This is a genomic window from Streptomyces sp. NPDC086080, assembly GCF_044540255.1.
GTDB lineage: Bacteria > Actinomycetota > Actinomycetes > Streptomycetales > Streptomycetaceae > Streptomyces.
In genome coordinates this window covers 304,568-323,718 of sequence record NZ_JBITRU010000003.1, presented here as the reverse complement: position 1 = coordinate 323,718, position 19,151 = coordinate 304,568, and the positions used below count along the sequence as shown (strand labels likewise).

Annotated in this window: 19 protein-coding genes and 1 pseudogene; 10 read left to right on the top strand and 10 right to left on the bottom strand. The window is 71.2% G+C overall.

The window, feature by feature from the left end; translation table 11 throughout:
- Positions 1–50: 50 nt before the first annotated feature.
- From ACIF9R_RS05605 to ACIF9R_RS05585, 5 genes are all read right to left on the bottom strand, one after another.
- Complete coding sequence (locus ACIF9R_RS05605; RefSeq protein WP_399974746.1) at positions 51–983, bottom strand: SCO1860 family LAETG-anchored protein; 933 nt, start codon at positions 981–983, stop codon at positions 51–53.
- Between the two features lie 209 nt (positions 984–1,192).
- Entirely contained in the window at positions 1,193–2,284 is a 1,092-nt protein-coding gene (locus ACIF9R_RS05600; protein ID WP_399974744.1) for an amidohydrolase family protein, read from the bottom strand.
- Positions 2,285–2,305: 21 nt separating this feature from the next.
- Positions 2,306–3,103 carry an amino acid ABC transporter ATP-binding protein gene (locus tag ACIF9R_RS05595; protein WP_399974741.1) on the bottom strand — a complete coding sequence of 266 codons (798 nt, stop codon included), beginning with the start codon at positions 3,101–3,103 and terminating at the stop codon, positions 2,306–2,308.
- On the bottom strand, positions 3,100–3,936 hold the full coding sequence (locus ACIF9R_RS05590; protein ID WP_399974739.1) for an amino acid ABC transporter permease: 837 nt from the start codon (positions 3,934–3,936) through the stop codon (positions 3,100–3,102). The genes ACIF9R_RS05595 and ACIF9R_RS05590 overlap by 4 nt, the downstream gene beginning before the upstream one ends.
- A 4-nt stretch (positions 3,937–3,940) precedes the next feature.
- Positions 3,941–4,789, bottom strand: coding sequence for a transporter substrate-binding domain-containing protein (locus tag ACIF9R_RS05585; RefSeq protein ID WP_399974736.1), 849 nt, complete (start codon positions 4,787–4,789; stop codon positions 3,941–3,943).
- 186 nt (positions 4,790–4,975) lie between these two features.
- On the opposite strand from ACIF9R_RS05585, the gene ACIF9R_RS05580 reads away from it, so the two are divergent.
- The 6 genes and pseudogenes from ACIF9R_RS05580 (at position 4,976) to thpD (ending at position 9,925) form a co-directional block, all read left to right on the top strand.
- Entirely contained in the window at positions 4,976–6,070 is a 1,095-nt protein-coding gene (locus tag ACIF9R_RS05580; protein ID WP_399974734.1) for a pyridoxal-phosphate-dependent aminotransferase family protein, read from the top strand.
- Positions 6,071–6,106: 36 nt separating this feature from the next.
- Positions 6,107–6,365: pseudogene (locus ACIF9R_RS05575) on the top strand (DUF664 domain-containing protein); the annotation flags it as partial.
- A 340-nt stretch (positions 6,366–6,705) separates the two neighbouring features.
- Complete coding sequence (gene ectA, locus ACIF9R_RS05570) at positions 6,706–7,212, top strand: diaminobutyrate acetyltransferase (RefSeq protein WP_399974732.1); 507 nt, start codon at positions 6,706–6,708, stop codon at positions 7,210–7,212.
- A gap of 71 nt (positions 7,213–7,283) precedes the next feature.
- Positions 7,284–8,555, top strand: a complete 1,272-nt coding sequence (ectB, locus tag ACIF9R_RS05565; RefSeq protein WP_399974729.1) for a diaminobutyrate--2-oxoglutarate transaminase — start codon at positions 7,284–7,286, stop codon at positions 8,553–8,555.
- A 35-nt stretch (positions 8,556–8,590) separates the two neighbouring features.
- Positions 8,591–9,019, top strand: coding sequence for an ectoine synthase (locus ACIF9R_RS05560; protein WP_399974726.1), 429 nt, complete (start codon positions 8,591–8,593; stop codon positions 9,017–9,019).
- Positions 9,020–9,025: 6 nt separating this feature from the next.
- On the top strand, positions 9,026–9,925 hold the full coding sequence (thpD, locus tag ACIF9R_RS05555; protein ID WP_399974723.1) for an ectoine hydroxylase: 900 nt from the start codon (positions 9,026–9,028) through the stop codon (positions 9,923–9,925).
- A 164-nt stretch (positions 9,926–10,089) separates the two neighbouring features.
- Here the strand turns inward: thpD and ACIF9R_RS05550 are convergent, their stop codons facing one another.
- From ACIF9R_RS05550 to ACIF9R_RS05535, 4 genes are all read right to left on the bottom strand, one after another.
- Positions 10,090–11,148: an aminotransferase class V-fold PLP-dependent enzyme gene (locus ACIF9R_RS05550; protein WP_399974721.1), complete on the bottom strand. Its 1,059-nt coding sequence runs from the start codon at positions 11,146–11,148 to the stop codon at positions 10,090–10,092.
- 96 nt (positions 11,149–11,244) lie between these two features.
- Positions 11,245–11,955, bottom strand: a complete 711-nt coding sequence (locus tag ACIF9R_RS05545; protein ID WP_399974718.1) for a DsbA family oxidoreductase — start codon at positions 11,953–11,955, stop codon at positions 11,245–11,247.
- Between the two features lie 133 nt (positions 11,956–12,088).
- On the bottom strand, positions 12,089–12,697 hold the full coding sequence (locus ACIF9R_RS05540; RefSeq protein ID WP_399974716.1) for a DUF1349 domain-containing protein: 609 nt from the start codon (positions 12,695–12,697) through the stop codon (positions 12,089–12,091).
- 54 nt (positions 12,698–12,751) lie between these two features.
- Complete coding sequence (locus tag ACIF9R_RS05535; RefSeq protein ID WP_399974713.1) at positions 12,752–13,348, bottom strand: hypothetical protein; 597 nt, start codon at positions 13,346–13,348, stop codon at positions 12,752–12,754.
- Between the two features lie 222 nt (positions 13,349–13,570).
- On the opposite strand from ACIF9R_RS05535, the gene ACIF9R_RS05530 reads away from it, so the two are divergent.
- Positions 13,571–15,295, top strand: coding sequence for a sensor histidine kinase (locus ACIF9R_RS05530; RefSeq protein ID WP_399974710.1), 1,725 nt, complete (start codon positions 13,571–13,573; stop codon positions 15,293–15,295).
- Positions 15,296–15,387: 92 nt separating this feature from the next.
- A complete protein-coding gene (locus tag ACIF9R_RS05525) occupies positions 15,388–16,050 on the top strand; it encodes a response regulator (protein WP_399974708.1) in 663 nt (220 codons plus the stop codon).
- A 6-nt stretch (positions 16,051–16,056) separates the two neighbouring features.
- On the opposite strand, the gene ACIF9R_RS05520 is transcribed toward ACIF9R_RS05525, so the two are convergent.
- Entirely contained in the window at positions 16,057–17,586 is a 1,530-nt protein-coding gene (locus ACIF9R_RS05520; RefSeq protein ID WP_399974705.1) for an aldehyde dehydrogenase (NADP(+)), read from the bottom strand.
- A 140-nt stretch (positions 17,587–17,726) separates the two neighbouring features.
- Between ACIF9R_RS05520 and ACIF9R_RS05515 the strand changes: the two genes are divergently transcribed.
- Both ACIF9R_RS05515 and ACIF9R_RS05510 read left to right on the top strand, forming a co-directional pair.
- On the top strand, positions 17,727–18,500 hold the full coding sequence (locus ACIF9R_RS05515; protein ID WP_399974703.1) for an IclR family transcriptional regulator: 774 nt from the start codon (positions 17,727–17,729) through the stop codon (positions 18,498–18,500).
- A gap of 3 nt (positions 18,501–18,503) precedes the next feature.
- The gene (locus ACIF9R_RS05510; RefSeq protein ID WP_399974701.1) at positions 18,504–18,977 is read left to right on the top strand and encodes a GNAT family N-acetyltransferase; all 474 of its coding nucleotides are present in this window, start codon (positions 18,504–18,506) and stop codon (positions 18,975–18,977) included.
- Positions 18,978–19,151 lie beyond the last annotated feature (174 nt).

Genomic DNA, 19,151 nt, shown 5'->3' with positions numbered 1-19,151 from the left:
AGCGCCCCCGGGGGACGGGAACGGGAAGGGGCGGCGGGGGCGAGAAAACCTCAGTTCGCGCGCCCCCGCCGCGACAGCGCCACCGCTCCGCCACCCGCCGCCAGGAGAGCGACCGCACCGGCGGCGATGTACGGCGTCATCGAGTCACCGCCCGTCTCGGCCAGGCCGGCCTCACCGGGCGCGGCCTGCTCCGCCCGCGCTCCCTGCGCCTGGACGCCGGCGCCCTCCGGCGTGTCCGCGGCATCCGGGGCATCCGCGGCATCCGGGGCCGCGTCCCCGGCCCCGGCCGGCGCCTCGCACCCGGCCTCGGCCAGGGTCAGCGTCCCGTCGACCGCGGCCACGCCGAGCTTCAGCGGGTCGACGGAGACCTTGAGCCGCAGCGCGGTAGCCGCGGCCGTGGTCGATGTGGTCTCGGTCAGGGACAGGTCCAGCCGGACCTCGCCGACACCCGGTACCTCGACCTGGATGGGACCGCCGGCGGTCAGCGCCACGCGTTTGCCGAGGACCGTCACCGCGGCCGGCAGGGTCACCGAGGCGTGCGGGCCCTGCCCGGCCTCGCAGACCGCCCTGGAGCTCACCGCCTCGATCTCGACGACCGGCAGCAGCGGCAGACCCGGCACATGCAGCCGGGCCTTGGCGAGGGTGGTGGAGGCCTCCGCCCGGTCGCCGTCGACCGTCGCCTTCGCGTCGGCCACCTCCGCCCGCAGCACGCTGAAGGGCTTGCCGCCGTCGACACCGTCAAGGGTGGCGGTGAGGGCCGTCTTCCGCGCGCTCTGCGGTGCCCGGACCTCGTTGAGGGTGACGGCGAGGGGGGCGTGCACGGTCTTGTTGAGCAGGGACACGTCGAGTCCGGTGCGCAGCACGGCGGCGCTCGCGCTGCCGTGCCCCTCGGTGGCGTGCGCGGAGCCCGCGCCGGCCAGCGCGGCGGGACCCGCGGTGAGGGCGGTGGCCGCGGCAACGGCGGCCCAACGGCGTGCGGACATACGGAAGTTGATGGTGTACAAGATGGTGGGACCCCCACGAGACATGACTGGGACCCGGAAAGAATGTCCACGCGCACACCGGAACGTCAGCGATCCGCCGACTCTTCACTCCTTCGAGGCGGTTCGGTGAATCCGTTCGAATCCCGTGGCACGGCTGTTCCCTCCCATCACCCTCCCGTCACCCTCGTGGGTCCCCCAGGGCGCGCGCCCTATCCGACCACGCGCCCGTTCAGCACCACCCGGCGCGGATCCGCCAGCACCCGTACGTCCGCGCGCGGGTCGGAGTCGTAGACCACCAGGTCGGCCGGGGCGCCTTCCTCCAGGCCGGGACGGCCGAGCCAGGTCCGGGCCGCCCAGGTGCCCGCGGCCAGCGCCTCGACGGGCGGGAGGCCGGCCTTGACCAGTTCCGCGACCTCGTCGGCCGCGAGACCGTGCGGGAGCGACCCGCCGGCGTCCGTGCCGACGAAGACGGGGACGCCGGCGTCGTAGGCGGAGCGCACGGTGTCGTAGCGGCGTTCGTGGAGTCGGCGCATATGGGCGGACCAGCGCGGGAACTTGGACTCGCCGCCGTCGGCGAGCGCGGGGAAGGTGGCGATGTTGACGAGGGTGGGGACGATCGCGACACCCCGTTCGGCGAAGAGCGGGATCGTGTCGTCGGTGAGGCCCGTGGCGTGCTCGACGCAGTCGATGCCGGCCTCGACCAGGTCCCGCAGGGAGTCCTCGGCGAAGCAGTGCGCGGTGACGCGGGCGCCCAGCCGGTGCGCCTCGGCGATGGCCGCCTCGACGGCGCCGCGCGGCCAGCAGGCCGACAGATCGCCGAGGTCGCGGTCGATCCAGTCGCCGACCAGCTTCACCCAGCCGTCGCCGCGCCGGGCCTCCTGGGCGACGTACGCGGTGAGGTCCTCCGGCTCGACCTCCCAGGCATAGTTCCGGATGTAGCGGCGGGTGCGGGCGATGTGCCGCCCGGCCCGGATGATCTTCGGGAGGTCGTCGCGGTCGTCGGTCCAGCGGGTGTCGGAGGGCGAGCCGGCGTCACGCAGCAGCAGGGCGCCGGCGTCACGGTCGGTGAGCGCCTGCTTCTCGGCGACGTCGGCGGGGACGGCGCCGTGCCGGTCCAGGCCCACATGGCAGTGGGCGTCGACAAGGCCGGGCAGCACCCAGCCGTCGACGGTACGGATGTCGCGGGCGCCGACGGGGCGGTCGTACGAGATCCGTCCGTCGACGACCCACAGCTCGCTCCGTACCTCGTCCGGGCCGACGAGGACCCGCCCCTTCACATGCAGCACCGCGCGTTCGCTCATACCCGGCACCCTAGTGAGGCGCTACGACGACGTGCCCACCTGGTCGGAGGTCTCCTCCTCGACGTCCGCCATGGCGGGGTCCAGCAGGCGGGAGAGGAAGTGCCGGGTGCGTTCGTGCCGCGGCTTGCCGATGACCTGCCCGGGGGTGCCGTCCTCGACGATCACGCCGCCGTCCATGAAGACGACCCGGTCGGCGACCTCGCGGGCGAAGGTCATCTCGTGGGTGACGACCATCATCGTCATGCCCTCGTTCGCGAGCATGCGCATCACGGCCAGGACGTCGCCGACCAGCTCCGGGTCGAGCGCCGAGGTCGGCTCGTCGAAGAGCATCACCTCGGGACCCATCGCCAGCGCCCGGGCGATGGCGACGCGCTGCTGCTGGCCGCCGGAGAGGGAGGACGGGTAGGCGTCCGCCTTCTCCGCCAGGCCCACGCGCCGCAGGTTCTCGGCGGCGACCTTCGCGGCCTCCGCCTTGCCCCGGCGCAGCACCCGGCGCTGCGGCAGCGTGAGGTTCTCGGTCACGGTGAGGTGCGGGAACAGGTTGAACTGCTGGAAGACCATGCCGATACGGCGGCGTACGGCATCGATGTCGACGTCCGGGTCGGTGAGTTCCGTACCGCCGACGTGGACCTCGCCCTTGGTGGGTTCCTCCAGGAGGTTCACGCACCGCAGGAGGGTGGACTTGCCGGAGCCGGACGGGCCGATGACACAGACCACCTCGCCCTGGCCGATCTCCAGATCGATGCCGCGCAGCACCTGGTTGTCGCCGAAGGACTTGTGCAGGCCGCTGACGCGGATCTCGGGCGGGCTCACGGTCATGTCACGGCCTCCTGGGCCTTGGCCTCCATCCGGCGCACGACGAAGCCGAGCGGGATGGTGATCAGCAGGTAGCAGAGGCCGGCCACCAGGATGGGGGTGGAGTTGGCGGTCTGGCTGGCCAGGTCGCGGCCGTACTTGGACAGTTCGCGCTCCTCCAGGGTGACGCCGAGGAACAGCACCAGCGAGGAGTCCTTGAAGAGCAGGACGAGTTCGTTGGTGAGCGGCGGGAGAATGATCCGGAAGGCCTGCGGGACGATGATCGAGACCATGGCCCGGGCCGGCGAGAAGCCGAGTGAACGGGCCGCCTCCATCTGCCCCTTGGGCACGGCCTGGATGCCGGCCCGGATGGTCTCCGCCATGTACGCGGCCGCCACCAGGCCGAGCGCGAGGGCGACCTTGCCGTAGGTACCGCCGATGATCTCCGTGCCGGGGAAGGCCAGTGGTACGGCGACGCCGATGAAGATGAAGATGAGCAGGGCGGGCAGGCCGCGGAAGATCTCGATGTAGATGCCGGCCAGCCAGCGGTACGGCCCGACGGACGACAGCCGCATCAGCGCGATCACCATGCCGAGGGCGAGCCCGACGGCGAAGCCGGTCACCGTGAAGAGCACGGTGTTCTTCAGCGCCAGCGTGATGACGTCCGGGAACATCCGCTCGGCGATGTCGACCTGCGCGAACTGGTTCCGCAGCCGGTCCCAGTCGGCCGCGACCGCGAAGGCGATCACGGCCGCGACGAAGACCGTGTACTGGATGCCGCGCGACAGACTGCGCTTCTGCCGCCTGCTCAGCCCCTTCCGCTTCGGCTGAACCGGCGCCTTCTCCGTGTCGGTCATCGGATCAGGACGCGGCCGGCGAGGCGGCGGACTCGTCGTACGGGCCGATCCACTGCTCGTACAGCTTCTTGTAGGTGCCGTCGGCCCTGGCGTCCGCGAGCGCCTTGTTGATGGCCTCGCGCAGTGCCGTGTTGCCCTTCTTCACCGTGACGCCGTACTCCTCACCGGTGTCGATCTGCTCGGCGACCTCGAAGGCGTCGGCGTTGGCCTTGTCCTTCAGCCAGCCCTGGACGACGGGGTAGTCGATGACGACGGCCTTGACCTGGCCGGTGCGCAGGCCGTTGAGGACGGCGTCGGAGGACTCGAAGGAGACCGGGTCGAAGCCCTCCTCCTTGACGTGGTCCTCGCCGGTCGTCTGCGCCTGGGCTCCGAGCTTGACGCCCTGCGACTTCACGTCGGCGAGGGAGGTGACACCGTTGTCCTTGGCGACGAGGACGGCCTGCGTGGCGTTGAAGTACGGGTCGGAGAAGTCGACGTTCTTCTTCCGCTCCTCGGTGATGGTCATACCGGCCGCGGCCAGGTCGCACTCGCCGGAGTTGAGGAAGGCACCGGTCTTGAAGTTCTCGAAGGGCGTGTCGAGGATCTCCTGCTGCACACCCAGGTCCTCGGCGACGAGGTCGATCAGCGCGACGTCGAAGCCCTGCACCTTGCCGTCGATCTCCGACTGGAAGGGCGGGTACGGGAGGTGGGTGCAGGTGGTGAGCTGCCCCGCCTTGACGAGTTCGACACCGCCGGCGGCGGTCGCAGAGCTGCCCCCGTCGTCGCTGGAGGTGCAGGCGGTCAGGAGCACCAGCCCGGCCGTCGCGGTGGTGGCGGCCAGCATGCGGGTCCGGCGGCCGGGGAGCGTTGTCACGGGAGCCTCCTGATCGAGGAAGGGGGATGTTCGATTATAAGGAAAAGTTTGAGGTCCTCAAACCAAACCGATGGCCGAAGGGCCGCCCGGCCTCGGAACCCTGTGGTCGGACCGCCCCCGGGCGAAGGTCTACCCTCGACTTCGTCGAACGTACCCGCGCAGTCGCGAAGCAGAGAGAGCCCCGCCGTGACCCACCTCCTCCTCGATCTGCCCCCGCTGGGCGCCGCGCACTTCGCCTCGATCGAGGACCGGGTGGCACGGCTGCTGGGTACCCGGCAGGACGTCGTGATCATGCAGGGGGAGGCGCTACTCCCGTTGGAGGGCGCGATCCGTGCGACCGCCGGTCCCGGCACCACCGCGCTGAACGTCATCACCGGCCCCTACGGCCGGACCTTCGGCGACTGGCTGCGGGACTGCGGTGCCACCGTGATCGACCTGACGGTGCCGTTCCACACGGCGGTGACGGCCGCGCAGGTCCGGGACGCCTTCACGGAGCACCCGGAGATCGACTTCGTGTCCCTGGTGCACGCGGAGGCGGCCACCGGGAACACCAACCCGGTCGCGGCGATCGGCGAGGTGGCGCGGGCCCATGGGGCGCTTTTCTACCTGGACGCGGTGGCCTCGATCGGTGCGGAGCCGGTCCTGCCGGACGCGTGGGGCGTGGACCTCTGCGTGATCGGGGCACAGAAGGCGATGGGCGGTCCGGCCGGGGTCTCGGCCGTTTCGGTGAGCGAGCGGGCCTGGGCCCGGATGGCGGCGAACCCGCGGGCGCCGCGCCGCTCCTACCTCTCGCTGCTGGACTGGAAGGAGCGCTGGATCGACGGCGGCCGCACGGCGCTGCCGCATGCTCCCGCACAGCTGGAGATGCTGGCGCTGGAGGCGTGCGTGGAGCGCATCGAGGTGGCGGGCCCGGAAACGGTGATGGCCCGGCACGCGTCGGCCGCGGCGGCGACCCGGGCAGGTGCGCTCGCGCTGGGCGGCGGGCTGGAGCCGTACGTGCGGGACCCGGCGGAGGCGGCGCCCGTCGCCACGACCCTGCGGGCGCCGGGCGGCACCGTGGCCTCGGAGCTGGTGGCCCGTGCGCTGGCCGCCGATCCGGCCGCCCCGCTGGCGGCGGGCGGCGGCGCACTCGCCGGGGAGATGATCCGCGTCAACCACTACGGGCCCGCCTCGAACCCGGGCACGGTACGCGCCTGCCTGACGGCCTTGAGCACGGCCATGAGCGACGCGGACCTGACGGTGAACCTTCCGGCGGCGCTGGAGGCGGCGGAGAAGGCCTGACGATAGGCGCCCACGAGCCGGACCACGGAAGGCCGGGCGCCCGCCGGGCCGTCGGCGCCGACCCTGCTGGGGCTGGTGCAGCATCTCGCCGGGGTCGAGCGGAACTGGTTCCAGCGGGTGGTCGCCGGCCTCGACGTGCCGCCGGTGTTCGAGGAGCGGACCGGGTTCGCCCTCGATCCCGCGCGTGGTCTCGACGCTGCGCCGGGTGCTCATCCACCTCGTCGAGGAGTACGCGCGGCACAACGGACACGCGGATCTGCTGCGCGAGCGCATCGACGGAGTGACTGGGACCTGAATTCCATGGGATTATCGCAAGCCTTCGCACCGAATCCCCTGCGGCATTCTTTCGCTTATTTCTCCATTACTTTCCGAAGCAGCTTCCCGTCTTCTTCTGCCCGCTTTCTTCGATCCTAAACGACACGTTTTTGCGAACTCGAAGCGAGGCGGCACGGGAGTTACACACTTGTGATCGGTTCCACAAGGTGCCCGATTCACACCTTATCAACCCCAATAAATGGAGCATATCGCCCTGCTCTCGCGCGAACCCGCCCGCCCGCGCGATAACACGGATCGAGCTCGCGCGTAACCCCGACGGACGATGCAATTTTGAATTTACCTGGGTAAGTTCAATTCACATGACTGCCGCACAAGCAGACCTGCAAATCGACCGCCCCACCGTGGCGGACGGAGCCGTGCTGTGGCGGATAGCCAAGGACTCGAAGGTCCTCGACCTGAACTCGTCGTACAGCTATCTGCTGTGGTGCCGTGACTTCGCCGCCACATCGGCCGTCGCTCGCGACGAGCGCGGAGAGCCGATCGGCTTCGTCAGCGGATACCTGCGGCCGGACAGCCCGCGCACCCTGCTCGTCTGGCAGGTCGCGGTCGACGCGTCGTACCGCGGCCGCGGACTCGCCGCCGCCCTGCTCGACGGTCTGACCGCCCGGACCGCCGCCGAGCACCGGGTGGACACCGTCGAGACCACCATCACACCGGGCAACACCGCCTCCGAGCGCCTGTTCACCGCGTTCGCGGAGCGCCACGGCGCCCTGCTGGAGCGCGAGGTGCTGTTCGAGGCCGGCCAGTTCCCCGACGGGCCGCACGACCCCGAGGTGCTGTACCGCATCGGGCCGCTCGCGCCCTGAGCGGCCGGCCCGGCCCTCCCCCGATCTTCCGACTCCCTCTGACCTCCCACGCCACCGAGGAGCGATTCGTCGTGACCATCACCCAGCCCGACCTCAGCGTCTTCGAGACCCTCGAGTCCGAGGTACGCAGCTACTGCCGCGGCTGGCCCGCCGTCTTCGACCGTGCGCACGGCAGCCGCATGCACGACGAGGACGGCCACGAGTACCTCGACTTCTTCGCCGGAGCCGGCTCACTCAACTACGGGCACAACAACCCCGTCCTGAAACGGGCACTGATCGACTACCTGGAGCGGGACGGCGTCACGCACGGCCTCGACATGTCGACGACGGCCAAGCGGGCCTTCCTGGAGTCCTTCCAGAACTGGATCCTGCGCCCGCGCGACCTGCCGTACAAGGTCATGTTCCCGGGTCCGACGGGCACCAACGCCGTGGAGTCCGCGCTGAAGCTGGCGCGCAAGGTGAAGGGGCGCGAGGCCATCGTGTCCTTCACCAACGCCTTCCACGGCATGTCCCTGGGCTCGCTCGCCGTGACCGGCAACGCCTTCAAGCGGGCCGGCGCCGGCATCCCGCTGGTGCACGGCACGCCGATGCCGTTCGACAACTACTTCGAGGGCAAGGTCGAGGACTTCCTCTGGTTCGAGCGGCTCCTGGAGGACCAGGGGTCCGGCCTCAACAAGCCCGCCGCCGTGATCGTGGAGACCGTGCAGGGCGAGGGCGGCATCAACGTCGCCCGGCCCGAGTGGCTGCGCGCCCTGGCCGAGCTGTGCGAACGCCAGGACATGCTGCTCATCGTCGACGACATCCAGATGGGCTGCGGCCGTACCGGTGCCTTCTTCTCCTTCGAGGAGGCCGGCATCACCCCCGACATCGTCACCGTGTCCAAGTCGATCAGTGGTTACGGACTGCCGATGGCGCTCACCCTGTTCAAGCCGGAGCTGGACATCTGGGAGCCGGGCGAGCACAACGGCACCTTCCGCGGCAACAACCCCGCCTTCGTCACGGCCACCGCCGCCCTGGAGGCGTACTGGGCCGACGGCTCCGCGATGGAGAAGCAGACCCGCTCGCGCGGCGAGCAGGTCGAACAGGCGCTGATCGCCATCACCGAGGAGAACCCCGCCGACGTCAAGGAGTACCGCGGCCGCGGTCTGGTGTGGGGCCTGGAGTTCCACGACAAGGAGCGCGCGGGCCGGATCGCCGGGCGCGCCTTCGAACTCGGCCTGCTGATCGAGACGTCCGGCCCGGAGAGCGAGGTCGTCAAGCTGCTCCCGGCACTGACCATCACCCCGGACGAGCTGGACGAGGGCCTGAGGATCCTCGCCCGCGCCGCCCGCGAAACCGCCTGAACCACGCATACGAGCCGAGGAGGCATCGCAACACCGTGATCGTCCGTTCGTTCAAGGACCTCGAAGGCACCGACCGGCACGTGAAATCGGCGTCCGGCACATGGGAGAGCAAGCGCATCGTCCTCGCCAAGGAGAAGGTCGGCTTCTCCCTGCACGAGACGATCCTGTACGCGGGTACGGAGACGTCGATGTGGTACGCGAACCACATCGAGGCCGTCGTCTGCACCAAGGGCGACGCCGAACTGACCGACCGCGAGACCGGGGAGACGTACCGCATCACCCCCGGCACCATGTACCTCCTCAACGGCCACGAGCGGCACACGCTCAAGGTCAAGGAGGACTTCCACTGCATCTGTGTCTTCAACCCGCCCGTCACCGGACGGGAGGACCACGACGAGAACGGCGTCTACCCTCCCCCAGAGCCTGAAGCCTGGGGGGACCCCCAGCTCACCGAGGAGGTGTGAGTCACCGTGACCACCACGACCACGAACGTCACCGACCTCTATCCCACCCGCGGCGCCACCGAGGTGGCAACCCCCCGGCAGGACCCGGTCGTCTGGGGCTCCCCGGACACCCCCGGTCCCGTCTCGCCCGCTGACCTGCAGGCCCTGGACCGCGACGGCTTCCTCGCCATCGACCAGCTCATCGGACCGGACGAGGTGGGCGAGTACCGGCGCGAGCTGGAGCGGCTCACCACGGACCCGGCGATCCGCGCGGACGAGCGCTCGATCGTGGAACCGCAGTCCCAGGAGATCCGGTCCGTCTTCGAGGTGCACCGGATCAGCGAGGTCTTCGCGAAGCTGGTGCGCGACGAGCGGGTCGTCGGGCGGGCCCGGCAGATCCTCGGCTCGGACGTCTACGTCCACCAGTCCCGGATCAACGTCAAGCCGGGCTTCGGGGCCAGCGGCTTCTACTGGCACTCCGACTTCGAGACCTGGCACGCCGAGGACGGCCTGCCGAACATGCGCACGATCTCGGTCTCGATCGCGCTCACGGAGAACTACGACACCAACGGCGGTCTCATGATCATGCCGGGGTCGCACAAGACGTTCCTCGGGTGCGCGGGAGCCACGCCGAAGGACAACTACAAGAAGTCCCTGCAGATGCAGGACGCGGGGACGCCGTCCGACGAGGCGCTGACGAAGATGGCGTCGGAGTACGGCATCAAGCTGTTCACCGGCAAGGCCGGCTCGGCGACCTGGTTCGACTGCAACGCCATGCACGGCTCCGGGGACAACATCACGCCGTTCCCGCGCAGCAACGTGTTCTTCGTGTTCAACAGTGTCGAGAACGCGGCGCTCGAGCCGTTCGCGGCGCCGATCCGCCGGCCCGAGTTCATCGGGGCGCGGGACTTCACCCCGGTGCCGTGAGCCGGACCCGGCCGGGGGCCCGGGGGTTGTCCCCCGGACGACACAGCATCGGGGCCCGGGACTTCACTCCCGTGAAGTAGGCGCCACGGCGGTGCGGCGGACGCACCGAGAGACCGCGGGCCGGGCCTCCTCGTGTGGGACAGGGAGGCACCGGCCCGCTGCCGTCATGTCCGGCCGGACAGGGCGTCGAGCAACCGGTCCACGTCGTCGGCCGTGTTGTAGAGGTGGAAGGACGCGCGCAGATGGCCCGCGCGGTTCGACACCTGGATGCCCGCCTCGGCCAGCTCCGGCTGGAGGCGGCCGAGTCCGGGCACGGACACGATCGGCGAACCGGGCGCGGGGACGGGCTCGCGACCGAGCGTGGCGAGGCCCGTGCGGAAGCGGTCGGCGAGGGCCAGGTCGTGGGCGCGGACGGCGTCCACCGAGATCTCCTCGAGCAGTTCGAGGGACGCGCGCAGTCCCGCGTAGGTGAACAGGGCGGGACTGGAGTCGAACCGCCGTGCGGAGCGGGCGAGTTCGGTGACCGGTCCGTAGCAGCTGTCCCAGGGGTGCTCCGCCGCGACCCAGCTCGCCTGTACCGACGGCAGATCGCCGAGGTCCTCGGGGACCACCAGGAAGGCCGCACCGTGCGGGCCGAGCAGCCACTTGTAGACGATCGCGACGGAGTAGTCGAACGCGTCGGCCGTCACCGGCAGCCAGCCGGCCGCCTGGGAGAAGTCGACATAGGTGCGGGCCCCGTGGGTGCGGGCCGCCTCGCGCAGCGCGGGCAGGTCGGCGATCCGGCCGTCGGCGGACTGCGCGGCGCTGACCGCGACGAGCGCGGTGCCGGACCTGACGGATTCGGCGAGCCGTTCCAGCGGTGCGGACCGCACCTTGAGGTCGCCGCGGGTGTGGAAGGGGTTCAGTACGGAGGTGAAGTCGTCCTCCGCGGTGAGGACTTCGGCGCCCGGCGGCAGCGAGGCCGCGATCAGCGCGGTGTACAGGGCGACGGTCGCGCCGGCCGCCACGCGCCGGGCGGGGACGCCCGCCAGCCGCGCGTACGCGGCGCGGCATGCCTCGACATCGGCGAACAGCGGATCCAGCGCACCGCCCTCCGCGCGCAGCCGCACGGCGTCCCGGAGCGCGGCCACGGTACGGGCGGGCAGGAGCGCGCTGCTCGCGGTGTTGAGATGGACGTTCTTCGGGGCGAACTCGGCACGGACGAGGTGGTCGAAGGTTGCCATGGAACCACTCTGCGGCCCCGGGATCCCCCCGTCCATTGCCGAGTTCTGCGCGATGACGCAAAGGGCGGCTTATGCATACGCGCTGACCTGCCCGTTCTACTGCTGTGGCACCGCACATCCGTCCGGGCCACACGCCTGAGCGCCGTCGTCGACCATCTCCAGCGGCGGGCGCTCGCCCCAGGCCCGGGTGAGGGCCTGGGTGAAGACCTCCGCGGGCTGGGCGCCGGAGATGCCGTACTTGCGGTCGAGTACGAAGAACGGCACACCGTTCGCGCCGAGCTCCGCGGCCTCGCGCTCGTCGGCGCGGACCTCGTCGGCGTAGGCCCCGGGGTCGGCGAGGACGTCCCGTACGGCGTCGGTGTCGAGGCCGGCCGCGCCGGCGAGCTCGACGAGCCGCTCGTCGTCGTCGAAGACGGACCGCTCCTCGGCGAAGTTCGCCCGGTAGAGCAGGTCGAGCAGTTCCACCTGGCGGCCGTGCTCGCGGGCGTGGTGCAGCAGGCGGTGCATGTCGAAGGTGCCGCCGTGGTCCCGGCCCCGGGTGCGGTAGGGCAGGCCCTCGGCGGCGGCCTGGGCACCCAGGTTGTCCTCGCCGGCCTCGGCCTGTGCCTGGCTCATGCCGTACTTCCTGGTGAGCATGGTGATCACCGGCTGGATGTCGCCCTTCGCCCGGCCCGGGTCCAGCTCGAAGGAACGGTGCACCACCTCGACCTGCTCGCGGTGCGGGAAGGACGCCAGCGCCTTCTCGAAGCGGGCCTTTCCGACATAGCACCAGGGGCAGGCGATGTCGCTCCAGATCTCGACGCGCATGAGTCGGCTCTCTCCAGGGTGGTAGCGGGTACGGAGGCTCCCTCCGGCAACTGCGTGAACATTCAAACAGCCGCTTTCATTCCTCGCGCGTTCCCCCCGCGTCCTTCCCCTCTCGCACTCCCCCTTCCGTCCCTCAGCTGCCGTCCCGCAGATCGCGCGGCCAGTGCGGCCGGTACGTGATGTGGTCGAAGGTCACCACACAGCCCTCCCCCATCGGCGACTGCGTCATGAAGCCGACCAGGGCGGCACCGGTCTCCTCCTCCCCGCCGAGGGTGAAGAGCCGGACGAAGGTCCAGTGCTCGCCGTCACGGGAGGCGTGGAAGGCGAAGGCGCGGCCGGTGCGGCTCACCCGGAGCCATACCGAACTTCCTTCCACGGTAAAAGAGTTGGCGTCGTCCGAATGGCCCCGGGTGACCACGGTGCAGACGGTGGGCACGTCCGGGGAGTACTCCAGGCAGAGCTTGGCCCAGGCTCGCTCGCCCACGTGGACGTACAGCACCCCGGCGTCGAAGGTGCCGGCGAAGCCGACGGTGACCCGCCCGATCAGCTGGAAGTCGCCCTCGGGAGCGCCCAGGAGACGTGGCGCGTCGGCGGCGGGCTCCAGTGCCTCACCGGTGGGCGGCACGAAACGGTCCTGCCGGGGTCCGGCCCATCCGCTGAGGACGCCGTCCTCGTAGGACCAGGATCCGTCGGGGCCGTAGGTACGCAGAGGGAAGGGAAGTTCGGCGATTTTCAGGTCCATGGCGGCATTGTCCCAGGCGGGCCCCGGCGCCGGGGCCGAAGGACGGCGTCCCGGTCAGCGGGACTGGAGTGCGTCCAGGGCCACCGCCTGGGCGATGGCGAGGCGCAGGTCGAGCGTGGGCGAGGACACCTCGACGACATAGCGGTCGCGCAGCCCGAACTTCTTGTCGACCCTCATCACGGGCCCGCCGTCCGAGGTGAAGTCGAAGTGGTACGGCCACATGAACGGCACGAAGTCGACCGGCACCAGCCCCCAGAGCCGGCGTGCCACCGCCACGAACCGGTTGCGTTCGCGCCCGACGGAGGCGACCGAGCCCGGCTGGTCCATTTCCCACGTCGAGCGCAGCAGGGAGGCACCGAACTTTTTACTGAACGTGCCGACCGGGTTTCCTTCCTCGTCGCGCACGTCGTAGACGGCGGCGAGGTCGATGGCCTGGCGTGCCGAGGCGGTGAACAGGACCCACTTCTTGGACTCGTCGGTGTAGAACGTCATCTGTTCCTTGAGCGACATCCGCTTCTGCTCGGCGAAGGCGAGAACCTTGCCGTCGGTGCCGTTCGGCAGTGTCTCGGTCACGACATAGCGGTTGATCATGAGGGCGGTCTTCTGCCGGACGGTGAAACGGTCGTTCGCGTGCCTTCGTACGGTGTCCACCGCTGCACTCCCAAGTCGTCGGTATCCGGCGCCGTCGCTCACGTTCGCGGCCGGCGGAGCCATCCTCGCCCGGTGTCCCGGTCCGGGGCAGTCTCCGTAAGTCGTCGGCCGCAGCGACCAAAGAGGACAGGGCCGGTGGCGGAGGCCTGTTCTCTTTCGTCGTACGGCACCGCGTCGAAGGGGGGATGCGGGCGCCCGGGGTCGGCGCTCTATGGTCTGCGCGTGGACCTAGCAGAGATACCACCCACCCCTGTGCCGCTGCGCCGCCGGCTCGCCGCCGCCTCTCCCTGGACCCGCAGGCGGATCGTCGGGGAGATCGCGCTCGCCGTGGTGCTCTCCGGGATCGCGGGGCTTCTGTACATGACGGAGACCGGATCCGGCGTCCGGGGCGGTGCCGCGGCGCTGGTCGTCGCCCTCCTGTCGCTCGCCCGCCGCGCGCTGCCGGCGACCGTGCTGATCATGTCGTCGGTCCTGGCCGGGGCGGTCTTCGGCACGTTCCCGCTGCTGATGTACGCGAGCTGGTCGGCGGGCAGCCGCATCAAGCGGCCGTGGCGGGCGCTGGGCGCGTACGCGGCCGGGCTCGTGCTCTATCTGAGCGCCTCCGCCCTGAACACGGGCTCCGAGGACCTCAGGGTGTCGCTGCTGATGGCGGCCGTGCTGAACGGGAGCCCCTTCCTGGTGCTGGCGGTCGTGCCGGGTCTGGCCGCCCGGTACCGCGCGCAGCGCCACAACCTGCTCGACGCCCTGCAGCGACACAACGCCCAACTGGTGCGCGAGCAGGCGATGGTGGCACGGCAGGCCCGGCTGCTGGAACGCCAGCGCATCGCCCAGGACATGCACGACAGTCTCGGCCACCAGCTCGCCCTGATCGCCGTGCACGCCGGGGCCCTGGAGGTGGACCCGGAGCTGAAGGGCCGCCAGCGGGAAGGAGTGGGCATTCTCCGGGAGGCCTCCCGGACGGCGATGCAGGAGCTTCGCGAGGCCGTGGGCATCCTGCGGGACGGTGTGGAGGCGCCCGCGCCGGGACCCGAGGACGACGCCGGGCCTTCGACCGCCCGCGTGGCGGCCTCCGTCGACAGGCTGGTCGAGTCGTCCCGGGCCGCGGGCACGGCGGTGGAGCTGCACCGCTCCGGCACCGAGCGGCCGCTCGCGGCCGCCGCCGACCACGCGGTGTACCGCATCGCCCAGGAGGGCCTGACCAACGCGCACAAGCACGCACCGGGCGCCGCGATCACCGTGTCCCTGCGCTACGAACCGGACAGCCTGGTGGTCGAGGTGGCCAACGGTCCGGTGCCGGCGGGGGCACCGTCAAGGCCGCCCGCGATCAGCGGGGGGCAGGGACTGGCGGGCCTGCGGGAGCGCGCCCGGCTGGTCGGCGGCATGGTGCACACCGGCCCCACCCCCGACGGCGGTTTCCGTCTCGCGGGGGTGCTGCCCTACCAGGACGGCGAGGCCCGGTCCCGTCCGCACGGCGCGACTTCCGTCGCCGCGGACGACGACTTCCGGTGGCAGACCGGTGGGGGTCCGGCGGGCGACGGTGGAGCGGTCAACGGACACCGTTCCGATCCGCAGAAGGAGTTCGCCGCCATCATGAGCAGCAAGAAGAACGTCGCCCTGGGATGTGCCCTCACCGCCGTCGTCCTCGTCACGGGCGTGGTCGCCCTGCTGGTGTGGGGTGTGTCGAAGCTGATGGACGAGGTGGAGGCGGGCGTCATCCCGGCGAGCGTGTACGAGTCGGCCCAAATCGGCGACGCCGAGAAGGACCTCCGGAAGGAATTCCCCAGCGGTGACTCGGCACTGCTCGACGGTGTGGAGAAGGACGGCCCGCCGCTGCCGAAGGACGCGAAGTGCGAGCACTTCGTGGACGACGAGGACGACATCGTCTACCGGTTCTGCTTCCGCGACGGGAAGCTGTCCGCCAAGGAGTCCTACCCGCACGAGGTCTGACCCGGCGGCAGGCGGCCGCACCGCGACGGAATCGGGCATGATGGGCGGGCTCCACCAGACGCCTGTCACACCGATACCGCACAGGAGGCCGCGTGATACGAGTCCTCGTCGCCGACGACGAGCCGCTCATCAGGGCCGGTATCAGGATGATCCTGACCTCGGCGGACGACATCGATGTCGTCGCCGAGGCCCACAACGGCCGGGAAGCGGTGGAGACCGCCCGGAGCACTCCGGTCGACGTGGCCCTGCTGGACATCCAGATGCCCATGATGGACGGACTGACCGCGCTGGCCGAGATCGGCCGGGCCGCGCCGCGGACCCGCGTGCTGATCCTGACCACGTTCGGGGAACGCGAGAACGTCCTGCGGGCGCTCGGCCACGGCAGCGCGGGCTTTCTGCTGAAGGACTCCGCGCCGCAGGAACTGATCCACGCGGTCCGCGCGGCGGCGGCCGGCAACGCCTATCTGTCCCCGGCCGCCACCCGGCACGTGGTGGACTCCCTCGCCTCCCCCGCCGCCACCGTGCGCGGCGAGGAGGCCCGCCGGCGCCTGGCCGGCCTGACGGAACGCGAACGCGAGGTGCTGGCCCTGCTCGGTGAGGGCCTGTCCAACGCCGACGCCGGGGCCCGGCTGCACATGAGCGAGGCCACGGTGAAGACGTACGTCAGCCGCATCCTGACCAAGCTCGACTGCCACAACCGGGTCCAGGCGGCGCTGCTGGCCCGCGACGCGGGCCTGGAGCCGACCGCGGGGTGAGCGGCTTCAGCGCTCCAGGGTGCCGTTGAACCTCCGGGGCAGCCCCAGCGGGTTGTCGTCCCTGAGTTCCGCGGGCAGCAGCGCCTCGGGCGTGGTCTGGTAGACGACCGGCCGCAGCCACCGTTCGACGGCCGTGCCGCCCACGGAGGTGGAGGTGGAGGTCGTCGCCGGGTACGGGCCGCCGTGGTGCTGGGCCGGGGCGACCGCGACACCGGTCGGCCAGCCGTTCACCAGGACGCGTCCGGCAAGTGGCGTGAGTTCCCGCACCAGTTCCGCACCGCGGCCCTCGCCCGCCGTCTCCTCGGCGGACAGGTGCACGGTCGCCGTGAGGTTGCCCGGCAGCCGCGACAGCACACCGCGTACCTCGCTGTCGTCCTCGTAGCGGGCCACCACGGTGACCGGCCCGAAGCACTCCTCCAGGAGCAGGTCGTGCGCCCCGTCCTGGGCCAGCCGGCTCGCGGGGACGGTGAGGAAGCCCGCGCTGACGGTGTGCTCGCCGCCCGCGCCCGGGGTGACCGGGGACTCCACGTCGGGCAGTTGGGCGCGCTCGGCGACTCCGGCGACGAAGTTGTCGCGCATGCGGTGGTCGAGCAGGACACCGGCCTCGGTGTCGCTGACGGCGTCCGTCAGGGACTTGAGCAGTGCGTCACCGGCCGGTCCGGCGGGCGCGAGGACGAGGCCCGGCTTCACACAGAACTGGCCGACGCCCAGCGTCATGGAGCCGGCCAGCCCGGCGCCGATGGCCTCGCCGCGCTCGGCGGCCGCGGCCTCGGTGACGACGACCGGGTTCAGGGAGCCCAGTTCGCCGTGGAAGGGGATGGGGACGGGCCGGGCCGCGGCCGCGTCGAAGAGGGCCCGGCCGCCGCGGACGGAGCCGGTGAAGCCGGCCGCCGAGACCAGCGGGTGCCTGATCAGCTCGATGCCGGCCTCGAAGCCGTGCACCAGACCGAGGACGCCCTCGGGGAGGTCGTGCCGGGCGGCGGCCCGGCGCAGCATCTTGGCGACCAGCTCGGACAGGGCGGGGTGGTCGGGGTGGGCCTTGACGACGACCGGGCAGCCGGCCGCGAGCGCGCTCGCGGTGTCGCCGCCGGCCACGGAGAAGGCGAAGGGGAAGTTGGAGGCGGAGTAGACGGCGACGACGCCCAGCGGAATCTTGTAGCGGCGCAGGTCCGGGACGGGCGGGGTCGCGGTGTCGTCGGGGTGGTCGATGACGACGTCGAGGAAGGCGCCCTCGTCGACGATGCCGGCGAAGGCGCGCAGCTGGTAGCAGGTGCGGGCGAGTTCGCCGGTGAGCCGGGCCGGGCCGAGCGCGGTCTCCGCGTCGGCGACGTCGACGAGCTGGTCGCGGACCGCCTCGAGTTCACCGGCGGCCGTGCGCAGGAAGGCCGCCCGGACGGTGCGGTCCGCCAGCGCACCGCGCGCGGCGTGCGCGGCGCGGACGGCGGCGTCCACCTCCTGGGCTGTGGCCTCCGCCGCAACCTGTTCGCGCTGCTTCCCGGTTCGGGGGTCGACACTCCAGACTGGTGCTGCTGTCACCGGGGTCCCTCCACTTGATCGCCGCGTGCGATGCCGCAGTATGTACGTCATCCATCAGCGGTGTTCGATATACTGAACGCTGTCTCTGTAGATGAATGCACTTCGGAGACTATTTCCGGCGAACGAAGGGGTCAAGGGCGATGTCGGCTGGCGAGACAGGCGGCGGGGCACAGGTCAAGTCCGCGGTGCGGACCGTTGAACTGCTCGAATACTTCGCCGGGCGCCCCGGCATGCACTCCCTGGCGGCGGTCCAGGAGGCCGTCGGCTACCCCAAGTCGAGCCTCTACATGCTGCTGCGCACCCTCGTGGAACTCGGCTGGGTGGAGACGGACGCCACGGGCACGCGGTACGGCATCGGCGTGCGGGCGCTGCTGGTGGGCACGTCGTACATCGACGGCGACGAGGTCGTCGCGGCCGCCCGGCCCACGCTGGACAGGCTCTCGGACGACACCACCGAGACCATCCACCTCGCCCGGCTCGACGGCACCAACGTCGTCTATCTCGCCACCCGCCAGTCCCAGCACTACCTGCGCCCTTTCACCCGGGTCGGCCGCCGGCTGCCCGCGCACTCGACGTCGCTGGGCAAGGCGCTGCTGAGCACGTACACCGACGAGCAGGTGCGCAAGATGCTCCCGGAGACGCTGCCCGCCCTGACCGAGCACACCATCACCGACCGGGAGAAGCTCATCGAGGAGCTGCACCAGGTACGGGAGCAGGGCTTCGCCGTGGACCGCGAGGAGAACACGCTGGGGCTGCGCTGCTTCGGTGTGGCGATCCCGTACCGCACCCCCGCGCGGGACGCGATCAGCTGCTCGGTGCCGGTGGCCCGGCTCACCCCCGCGCACGAGCAGCTGGTCAAGGACGCCCTGTTCGACGCCCGCGACCGGCTGACCCTGGCCACCCGGAGGCTCTGACCCGTGGACATCGCCCTGCGACCGGTGCACCACAGCGATCTGCCGGTCTTCTACCGCCAGTTGAACGACCCGGAGGCGCTGCGCATGGCCGCCTTCACCCCTGCTGACCCGGCCGACCGGGACCGCTTCGACGCCCACTGGGCGCGTATCCTCGGCTCCCCGGAGATCGTGGCGCGCACCGTGCTGGGCGACGGCGACGTGGTGGGCAACGCGGCGGTCTACGGAGAGGCCGGCGAGCGCGAGGTGACGTACTGGGTCGACCGCGCCTACTGGGGCAGGGGCATCGCCACGGCCGCGCTGCGCGCCCTGCTGGCCGAGGTGGACGAACGCCCGCTGTACGCGCGCGTGGCCGCCGACAACGCGGGGTCGCGGCGGGTGCTGGAGCGGTGCGGCTTCGAGGTCGCCGCGCGGGCCACCGCGTACGCGCCCGGTCGGGGGACGGAGATCGAGGAACTCGTCCTCACCCTGGAGGGCTGACCCGGCCCTGCCCCGCGCGGGACGCGGCGGAGGGCCGCCGCCCGGGGCGCGAGGGCCCTCGGTGGACCGCCCCCGTGGAAGGGCCGTGACCGACGTCGTCACGATCTTGACGGACGGTGCCGCGACACACGGCGGGCAGGCGGACGGCCGACGCGCGGCGCCGATCGTCGGGGC